Annotated in this window: 7 protein-coding genes; 5 read left to right on the forward strand and 2 right to left on the reverse strand. The window is 72.2% G+C overall.

What is annotated here, in order from left to right; all coding sequences use genetic code 11:
- Positions 1–429: 429 nt before the first annotated feature.
- Positions 430–1,371, reverse strand: coding sequence for a cyclase family protein (locus AWZ10_RS14930; protein WP_037705367.1), 942 nt, complete (start codon positions 1,369–1,371; stop codon positions 430–432).
- Positions 1,372–1,491: 120 nt separating this feature from the next.
- Between AWZ10_RS14930 and AWZ10_RS14935 the strand changes: the two genes are divergently transcribed.
- The 3 genes from AWZ10_RS14935 (at position 1,492) to AWZ10_RS14945 (ending at position 4,828) form a co-directional block, all read left to right on the forward strand.
- Complete coding sequence (locus AWZ10_RS14935) at positions 1,492–2,412, forward strand: SDR family NAD(P)-dependent oxidoreductase (RefSeq protein ID WP_060891286.1); 921 nt, start codon at positions 1,492–1,494, stop codon at positions 2,410–2,412.
- A gap of 195 nt (positions 2,413–2,607) precedes the next feature.
- Complete coding sequence (locus AWZ10_RS14940) at positions 2,608–3,762, forward strand: acyl-CoA dehydrogenase family protein (RefSeq protein WP_060891287.1); 1,155 nt, start codon at positions 2,608–2,610, stop codon at positions 3,760–3,762.
- A gap of 16 nt (positions 3,763–3,778) precedes the next feature.
- On the forward strand, positions 3,779–4,828 hold the full coding sequence (locus AWZ10_RS14945; protein ID WP_060891288.1) for a Zn-dependent alcohol dehydrogenase: 1,050 nt from the start codon (positions 3,779–3,781) through the stop codon (positions 4,826–4,828).
- Here the strand turns inward: AWZ10_RS14945 and AWZ10_RS14950 are convergent.
- Positions 4,818–5,981 carry a GlxA family transcriptional regulator gene (locus tag AWZ10_RS14950; RefSeq protein WP_046710052.1) on the reverse strand — a complete coding sequence of 388 codons (1,164 nt, stop codon included), beginning with the start codon at positions 5,979–5,981 and terminating at the stop codon, positions 4,818–4,820. The genes AWZ10_RS14945 and AWZ10_RS14950 overlap by 11 nt on opposite strands.
- 71 nt (positions 5,982–6,052) lie before the next feature.
- On the opposite strand from AWZ10_RS14950, the gene AWZ10_RS14955 reads away from it, so the two are divergent.
- Positions 6,053–7,408, forward strand: coding sequence for an MFS transporter (locus AWZ10_RS14955; protein WP_060891289.1), 1,356 nt, complete (start codon positions 6,053–6,055; stop codon positions 7,406–7,408).
- Between the two features lie 87 nt (positions 7,409–7,495).
- Positions 7,496–8,035, forward strand: a complete 540-nt coding sequence (locus AWZ10_RS14960) for a hypothetical protein (RefSeq protein ID WP_234360853.1) — start codon at positions 7,496–7,498, stop codon at positions 8,033–8,035.
- The last annotated feature ends 37 nt before the right edge of the window (positions 8,036–8,072 follow it).

Below are 8,072 nucleotides of genomic sequence, written 5' to 3' on the forward strand. Positions count from 1 at the left end.
CATGCGCGCCGCACGCGCCTGCGCGCGAGCGCACGGCGTCGGCCGGTCGGCCGGTGGTGTCGAACCGTGCGCCCGTATGTGCTTCCGTAGGTACCGGCGCGGCGCCTGTTTCGCACGGTTGGTCCCCGAACGGGTGTTGACGTGCCGTGCCCGTTTGATCACGCTTGTGTTCAGCGATTCGCCGCGAGGGGACGGCGAGGGTTTCGATGACGGAATCCCTCGACGAGCGTGGGTCGTGTTTCGGCGTCGCTCCCGGCAGGGCGTGGGGGCGGGTACGCCGAAGCCGGATGGCGGCGCGCGGTGCCGTGCTCGGGGCGGGCGACGGCGCGCCGCCGGCCGACCTCGGGTCCCCTCGGCCCACAAGCCCGTCGGCCCTCAAGTGCCTTGCCTCGCAGGCTCCTTGACTCGCGGCCCCATGGCTCGGCGGGCCTACAGGATGGCGATCGGCGCCACCGGTGTGCCCGTGGCGCCGACGAAGGGCTCGGGCATCGCCGAGAGCAGGAAGTCGTACCGTCCCGCTTGTCCACAGGCTGTGGACAACTCTTCCAGATTCCAGTTCTGGCCCTGGGGCATGCCCATCTCGACCAGGTCGAGCGCGTGCACGGGCAGCCACAGGTCCTCGATCTCCGGCGGGAAGATCTCGAACGTCAGGGTGTCATTGGCGACCGCCGCGACATCACGCGCGTGGAACCACTCCGGGGTGCGGAGCGAGAGCCCCGGCGACGGGTACGCGTACGCGTGCTTGTCGCCGGTGAGGTAGGTCCGGATCTGCCCGGTGCGGACCAGGACGATGTCACCCGCGCGGACCCGGGTGCCCGCCAACTCCTCGGCCGCGTCCAGGTCTTCGGGGGTGACCGCGTGATGGCCGGGGAGACGGTCGTCGCCGAGGTCCAGTGCGCGCGGGATGTCCAGCAGCACTCCGCGCGAGACGATGTGCCGGGCCTTGTCGATGCCGGCGAAGGCCGCGCCGCCGTGCGGGGTGATGGTGTCGGCCGGACGGCCGTTGTAGATCCGGCCCGAGTGCGAGACATGGGTGAGCGCGTCCCAGTGGGTCGCCGCCTGGAGTCCCATCGTCACGGCGTCGTCGCTGCACGCGACCGTGCCCGGCCCGAAGATCTCCTGGTTGATCTGCACCATCGCGTGCAGCGGGTTCACCCGGCCCGGCATCATCCCCGTCTGTACGCCGTCCTGTTGAAGGGGCAGCGCGAGCGGCACGCGGCGACCGGAACGGACCGAGGCGGCGGCCTCCCGTACGACCTCGTCGGTGATCAGGTTGAGGGTGCCGATCTCGTCGTCCGGCCCCCAACGCCCCCAGTTGTTCACGCGCTTGGCTATGTCCGTGAACGCGGCGAACTGCGTGGGCGATGACATCGGGCCTCCCCGGGGCTTGTGGTGGCGTATCCGACGGGTCGTAGAATCTCCGTGCGAGCAAATCTAACGGTCCGTCAGATAACGGTCCGTCAGAAACCGCGATGAGGGGAAGGGGCCGGGGTGGGAAACTTCTTGGCAGGCAAGGTCGTCGCCGTCACCGGAGCGGGGCGTGGGATCGGCCGGGCGGTCGCCCTCGGCGCCGCCGCCGAGGGCGCGCGGGTCGTCGTCAACGACTACGGAGTCTCCGTCGACGGCTCCGAACCCACCAGCTCCGTCGCCGAGACGGTCGTCAAGGAGATCGAGGAGGCCGGCGGCGAGGCGATCGCCGTCGCCGACGACATCTCCACGATGGCGGGTGGACAGCGGGTCGTGGACGCGGCGGTCGAGACGTACGGGCGGATCGACGGGGTCGTGTGCGTCGCCGGGATCCTGCGGGAACGGATGCTGTTCAACATGGCCGAGGACGAGTGGGATCCGGTGATCGCCACGCATCTCAAGGGCACGTTCACGGTGTTCCGGGCCGCGTCAGCCGTCATGCGCAAGCAGCGGGCCGGAACCCTGATCGGGTTCACGAGCGGCAACCACCAGGGGTCCGTCTCGCAGGCCAACTACAGCGCGGCCAAGGGCGGCATCATCTCGCTGGTGCGCAGCGCCGCGCTGGGCCTGCACCGGTACGGGGTGACCGCGAACGCGGTGGCTCCGGTCGCGCGTACCCGGATGTCCGCCGGCGTTCCGATGGAGCTGACCGAGATCGGCGAGCCGGAGGACGTGGCCGCGTTCGTGGTGTATCTGCTGTCCGACCGGGCTCGGGAGGAGCGGATCACCGGGCAGGTGTACACGGTCGCCGGGCCGAAGATCGCGGTGTGGGCGCAGCCGCGGGAACTGCGCTCGGCGTACGCGGAGGAGGGGTGGACGCCGGAGAGGATCGCGGAGGTTCTGCCGGGGGCGGTGGGGGCGGATCCGATGCCGATGCTGGAGCGGGTGGAGGGGATGGCTCGGGCCGCGGCGGCTGGGGAGCGGCCGAACGCGGGCGCCTCATAGCTCGGGGGTCCGGGTGCGTCGGCGGGTGCGGGGCCGTCGTGGTTGCTCGCGCAGTTCCCCGCGCCCCTTGAAGGCACCGGGCGCGACCCATGCCGTCAAGGGGCGCGGGGAACTGCGCGGCCGGCCCCCACCCGCCCGCGGTGAACAGCGAGCGGATGTCGGCATCGGTATCGGCTCACCTTGGAGGTGGCTGGCATGGACTTCGGGTTCAGTGACGAGGACGAGGCGTTCCGGGGGGAAGTGAGGGCGTGGCTGGGGGCGCACGCCGGGGTGGGGGAGGACAGGCGGGCCTGGGAACGGACCCTTGGAGCCGCCGGGTGGATCGGGCTCGGGTGGAGCGAGGGCGGATACGGGAACCGGACGGCCACCCTGGTGCAACAGGTCGTGTGGGCCGAGGAGTACGCGCGGGCCGGGCTGCCCGCGCGCTCGGGGCACATCGGGGAGAAGCTGTTGGCGCCGACCCTGATCGCCTACGGGAGCGCGGAGCAGAAACGGCGGTTCCTGCCGGCGGTCGCGCGCGGCGACGAACTCTGGTGCCAGGGGTACAGCGAACCCGGCGCCGGGTCGGATCTCGCCGGGGTGCGGACGAAGGCGGAGCCTGCGGGGGACGGGTCGTACCGGATCACCGGGCAGAAGATCTGGACCTCGCTCGCCCATGAGGCCGACTGGTGCTTCGTCCTGGCCCGCACCGAGGCGGGGTCCGCACGCCACCACGGGCTGTCGCTGCTGCTCGTGCCCATGGACCAGCCGGGGTGCGTCGAGGTGCGGCCGATCCGGCAGATGACCGGGACGAGCGAGTTCAACGAGGTGTTCTTCGAGGGGGCGCACGCCCGCGCGGAGCACGTCGTCGGGGGCGAGGGAAACGGCTGGCGGGTCGCCATGGGCCTCCTCGGCTTCGAGCGGGGCGTGTCGACCCTCGCCCAGCAGATCGGGTTCGAGCAGGAGTTGGGGGACGTCGTACGGGCCGCCGTGGACAGCGGGGCGGTGGACGATCCCGTCGTACGCGACCGTCTCGTACGGCAGTGGGCCGAGCTGCGGGTGATGCGGTGGAACGCCCTGCGCACGCTCGGGGGGCCGGAAGGCGGCGCGGAACCCGGCGCGCCGAGTGTGGCCAAGTTGCTGTGGGGGCGATGGCATCGGCGGCTCGGGGAGCTGGCGATGGAGGTGCGGGGCGCGGGGGCGGTGGTGGGGCCGCGGGAGTGGTCGGCGGAGGAGCCGTACGCACTCGATCCGTTCCAGCATCTGTTCCTGTTCAGCCGGGCCGACACCATCTACGGCGGTTCGGACGAGGTACAGCGCACGATCATCGCCGAGCGGGTGCTCGGTCTGCCGAAGGAACCGAGAGGCTGAGCCGAGGGGTGGAGCCATGCGTGGAGTGGTGTTCGACGGGAAGCGGGCCGAGGTCGTGGATGACCTGGACGTACGGGACCCGGGCCCGGGCGAGGTGAGGGTGGCCGTCTCGGCCGCCGGGCTCTGCCACAGCGACCTGTCGGTGGTGGACGGGACCATCCCCTTCCCCGTTCCCGTGGTGCTGGGGCATGAGGGCGCGGGGATCGTCGAGGCGGTCGGCGCGGGGGTCCGGCATGTCCGGCCCGGGGACCATGTGGCCCTGTCCACCCTCGCCAACTGCGGGGCCTGCGCCGACTGCGACCGGGGCCGGCCGACCATGTGCCGCAGGGCGATCGGGCGGCCCACCCGGCCGTTCTCGCGGGGTGGGCGGGAGGTGTTCCAGTTCGCCGCGAACTCCGCCTTCGCGGAGAAGACGGTGGTCAAGGCCGTGCAGGCCGTACGGATACCGGAGGACATTCCGCTGACCTCCGCCGCGCTGATCGGATGCGGGGTGCTGACCGGCGTCGGCGCGGTCCTCAACCGGGCGCGCGTCGACCGGGGGGAGAGCGTCGTCGTGATCGGGGCAGGGGGGATCGGGCTCAACGTCGTGCAGGGCGCGCGGATCGCGGGGGCGACGCGGATCGTCGCCGTCGACGCCAATCCGGAGAAGGAGGCGGTGGCGCGGCGGTTCGGGGCCACGCACTTCCTGACGTCCGTGGAGGGCGTGCGGGACATCCTTCCCACCGGAGTCGACCACGCGTTCGAGTGCGTCGGGCGCGTCGAACTCATCCGTCAGGCGATCGACCTGCTGGACCGGCACGGCCAGGCGGTGCTGCTGGGGGTCCCGGCCGCGACCGCCGAGGCGTCCTTCCTCGTCTCCTCCCTCTACCTGGACAAGTCCATCCTGGGATGCCGGTACGGATCCTCGCGGCCACAGCGGGACATCGCGCTCTACGCCGAGCTGTACCGGGAGGGCCGGCTCCTCCTGGACGAGCTGGTCACGGCCACGTACCCGGTGGAGGACTTCGCGAAGGCGGCGCAGGACGCGGGGGAGGGGCGGGTGGCACGGGCGGTGCTCACCTTCTAGACCACCGGCCGGGTCGATCACGCCCGGCTCCTTCCGTCCGTCCGGTCCCCTCCGTCCACCCGGCCCCCTCCGCCTTGAACGTCCGTCGGTACGCCGTCGGGGTCACGCCCAGTGCCCCCTGCAGATGCTGCCGCATCGACTGGGCCGTGCCGAAGCCCGCGTCGTGGGCGACCTGGTCGATGGAGAGGTCGGTGGACTCCAGGAGGTGGCGGGCCCGTTCGACGCGCTGCTGGGTGAGCCACTGGCCGGGGCTGATGCCGGCCTCCTCGCGGAAGCGGCGTGTGAAGGTACGGACGGACATGGCCTCCTGCTCGGCCATGTCGCGGAGCTGGATCGGCTCGTGGAGGCGCCCCAGGGCCCAGGCGCGGGCGGCGGTCGTGGTCGCGGACTGCGGCTCGGGCACCGGCCGCTGGATGTACTGGGCCTGCCCGCCGTCCCGGTGCGGCGGTACGACCGTGCGCCGGGCCACGTCGTTGGCGACGCCGGTGCCGTGGTCGCGTCGTACGAGATGCAGGCACAGGTCGAGGCCGGCCGCGACGCCCGCCGAGGTGAGGACGTCGCCGTCGTCGACGAAGAGGACGTCCGCGTCGACCCGGATCTTCGGGAAGAGCCGCTGGAAGTGCTCGGCGTGGTACCAGTGCGTGGTCGCCGGGCGGCCGTCGAGGTAGCCGGCGGCGGCCAGGACGTAGCCGCCGGTGCAGATGGAGACCAGCCGGGTGCCGGGGCGGATGTGGGCGAGGGCGGCGGCCAGTTCGGGGGTGAGGACGCCCTCCTCGTAGACCGGGCCGAGTTCGTACGAGGCGGGGACGATGATCGTGTCGGCGGTGGCGAGGGCCTCCGGGCCGTTCTTCACGAGGACCTCGAAGTCGGCGTCCGTCTCCACCGGGCCGGGCGGCCGGATCGAGCAGGTGACGATCTCGTACAGCGGTCGTCCGGCCGCGTCGCGTGCCTTGCCGAAGATGCGCTGCGGGATGCCCAGTTCGAAGGGGAGCAGTCCGTCGAGGGCGAGGACGACGACGCGGTGGCGGCGGGCCGGGGAGTGGGCGGTGGGCCCGGCGGCGCGGTCGGCACCGGCCTCGGTCTTGGCGCCGGTCTTGGCACCGGCCTCGGCGCCGGAATCGGTAGCGCGCTCGATGGTCGGCTCGGAGGTCATGGCCCGATCCTAGCGAATGATGTCCTTCCGGCCACTCGTTCGGACGCGCCGCAGGTCCGACCCTTGACGGCATGCCCCAGACAGCCGACGACGCCCGTGCCGCCGCCGACCTCGACTCCGCCGACCACAGCTCCGCTGACCTCGCCTCCGTCGGGTCCGGCCGCCGCCCCGGCCGTACCCGGCGTATCCACCGTGCCTGGTTCGTCGCCGCCGTCACCTTCGTGACGATCATCGGGGCGGCGGCCTTCCGCTCGCTGCCGGGTCTGCTGATAGATCCCTTGCACACGGAGTTCGACTGGTCGCGCGGCACGATCGCGTCGGCGGTCTCGATCAACCTGGCGCTGTACGGCCTGACGGCCCCCTTCGCCGCCGCGCTGATGGACCGTTTCGGCATCCGCCGGGTCGTCGCGGTCGCGTTGACGGTGATCGCGCTCGGGGCCGGTACGACGGTGTGGATGACCTCGGCCTGGCAGTTGATGCTCTGCTGGGGCCTGCTGGTGGGGCTCGGTTCCGGTTCGATGGCGCTGGCCTTCGCGGCGACCGTCACCGACCGCTGGTTCACCGAACGGCGCGGCCTGGTCTCGGGCATCCTGACCGCCGCCTCGGCGTCCGGGCAGCTGATCTTCCTCCCCCTCCTCTCGTGGATCGTCTCCGAGCGCGGCTGGCGGCCCGCCTCCGTCACCGTCGCCCTCGCCGCCCTGGCCGTCGTCCCCTTCGTCTGGCTGCTGCTGCGCGACCATCCGGCGGACGTGGGGCTGAAGCCGTACGGGGCGAAGGAGTTCGTGCCGAAGCCGGGGCCGGTTCCGGGAGCGGCGCGGCGGGCGGTGAAGGTGCTCTTCTCGGCGATGCGGACCGGGCCGTTCTGGCTTCTCGCCGGTACGTTCGCGATCTGCGGCGCCTCCACCAACGGCCTCATCCAGACGCACTTCATACCTGCCGCCCACGACGAGCACATGCCCGTCAGGGCGGCGGCCTCGCTGCTCGCGGTCATCGGGGTCTTCGACGTCCTCGGCACGATCGCCTCGGGCTGGTTCACGGACCGCTTCGACTCGCGTCGGCTGCTGGCGGTGTACTACGCGTTCCGGGGCATCTCGCTCCTCTTCCTCCCGCTCCTGCTGGCGCCCGCAGTCCATCTCCCGATGATCTTCTTCATCGTCTTCTACGGCCTCGACTGGGTCGCCACCGTCCCGCCGACCATGGCCCTGTGTCGCGAGCACTACGGCGACGACAGCGCCATCGTCTTCGGCTGGGTCCTCGCCTCCCATCAGATCGGCGCCGCCCTCGTCGCCTTCCTGGGCGGCCTCGCCCGCGACGTCTTCGGTACGTACGACGTCGTCTGGTACGCCTCGGGCGCGCTGTGCGCGGCGGCGGCACTGATGGCGCTGGTGATACGGAGGCGGCCGGTGGGGAGGGTGGGGGTTGCCTGAGCCGTTCCGCAGAATCCGACCGGGACTCCGTGCGGAGCAACCGTTTCGTCCGGGGCACACTCCCTGTGAGGGGGAGGGGTGCTGGTGATGGACATGGCGACGGCTGGGGTGGCGGCGGAGGGCACGGCCCGGAAAGGGGCCGCGCCGTCGGCGGTGGCGATGGCGGTGCTGTGCGTGGAGGGCGCGCTGCTGTGTGCGGTGCTGTTCCTGGTGGGGCTCGGCGTAACGCCGCCGGGGCGCGGGGGCGGAGAGGCTTTCGCGGCTTTCGCCGTGGCCCCGCTGCTGCTCCTGCTCGTCCTGTTCGCCGCCACCGTTGTGACCGTCGCGTACGTCCTCCCGGCTGTCCTGCTCGCCCACTGGACCGCACGGCAGTTGACCGGCCGTGTCGCCTGGTGGTGGATCCCGCCCGCCTGCACCCCGTGGGTGCTCCCCGCCCTGGCCGTCCCGTCCTGGCAGCTCACCGGCCTCGCGCTCTACGCGGCGGTCCTGCCCCCTGCCCTGGCCGCGCACCACACCCTCGTGCGGGCCGACGCGGGCCGACCCGTCCAGCCCTGCGCGGCGATCCTCACGTGGGGCGCGCTGGCCGTGCTGTGTGTGGTGGTCGTGGGTGGGGTGGTGGTGGGGTAGGCAGGCGTGGGGTGGGGTGGCGGGGGGCCTGGGGCCG

This window comes from Streptomyces europaeiscabiei (assembly GCF_001550375.1).
Taxonomy (GTDB): domain Bacteria; phylum Actinomycetota; class Actinomycetes; order Streptomycetales; family Streptomycetaceae; genus Streptomyces; species Streptomyces europaeiscabiei.